Source organism: Polaromonas sp. P1_G2, assembly GCF_056405515.1.
The window spans coordinates 1-1,254 of record NZ_JBFUBY010000509.1 but is presented as its reverse complement, the minus strand read 5'-3'; the positions used below and the strand labels follow the sequence as shown (position 1 = coordinate 1,254).

The following is a 1,254-nucleotide window of genomic DNA, read 5'->3' as shown; positions in this document are numbered from 1 at the left end:
CTAATCCTGTTTGCTCCCCACGCTTTCGTGCATGAGCGTCAGTACAGGTCCAGGGGATTGCCTTCGCCATCGGTGTTCCTCCGCATATCTACGCATTTCACTGCTACACGCGGAATTCCATCCCCCTCTACCGTACTCTAGCTATACAGTCACAGATGCAATTCCCAGGTTGAGCCCGGGGATTTCACAACTGTCTTATATAACCGCCTGCGCACGCTTTACGCCCAGTAATTCCGATTAACGCTCGCACCCTACGTATTACCGCGGCTGCTGGCACGTAGTTAGCCGGTGCTTATTCTTACGGTACCGTCATTAGCCCTCTTTATTAGAAAGAGCCGTTTCGTTCCGTACAAAAGCAGTTTACAACCCGAAGGCCTTCTTCCTGCACGCGGCATTGCTGGATCAGGCTTTCGCCCATTGTCCAAAATTCCCCACTGCTGCCTCCCGTAGGAGTCTGGGCCGTGTCTCAGTCCCAGTGTGGCTGGTCGTYCTCTCAAACCAGCTACRGATCGTCGSCTTGGTGAGCYKTTACCYCACCAACWASCTAATCYGATATCRGCCGCTCCAATCGCGCGAGGTCTTGCGATCCCCCGCTTTCATCCTTAGATCGTATGCGGTATTAGCGTAAATTTCTCTACGTTATCCCCCACGATTGGGCACGTTCCGATATATTACTCACCCGTTCGCCACTCTCGAGTATTGCTACTCTACCGTTCGACTTGCATGTGTAAGGCATGCCGCCAGCGTTCAATCTGAGCCAGGATCAAACTCTATAGTTTAATCACTGCAATAATTTTCAACTCCCCGCATTTGACTGCGGGAAGAAACTCATAAAAACGGAATTGATGAGAAATCTTGACGATTTCACATTTTCTATCTCTATGAGCGTTTAAGGTCAGAAGACCTGGTTACGAATAACCTGGCAATCGCCTTCAAACGCCCATACTTATCGGCTGTAAATTTTTAATGATCCTGACTACTTACTTAGCAGCGTTAGCTGCTTTGTTTTCGTCGTCAGCTGTAATCAGCTGAGCCTTCAATTATATACTGGTTTTTAATTCCCAGTCAACCCGAAGGTTATTTGCTTTTCTCGCTTAGCTTGCTGATTCCGAAGAATTTTGCTTGCCTTGCTGTGATCAGCAGAGCCTCAAATTATATACTGGTTTTTGATCACCAGTCAAACTTTTTTGACTCTTTTTTCCGCCGCCTGACCGCTTGGCGATCAGCACTTTCGTTTTCAGCAGAGCCTTGAAT

At 48.2% G+C, this 1,254-nt stretch carries 1 rRNA gene; it reads right to left on the bottom strand.

From position 1 onward, the window contains the following. A 16S ribosomal RNA gene (locus AC1D0P_RS25765) occupies window positions 1–779 on the bottom strand; the annotation flags it as partial. Between the last annotated feature and the right edge of the window lie 475 nt (window positions 780–1,254).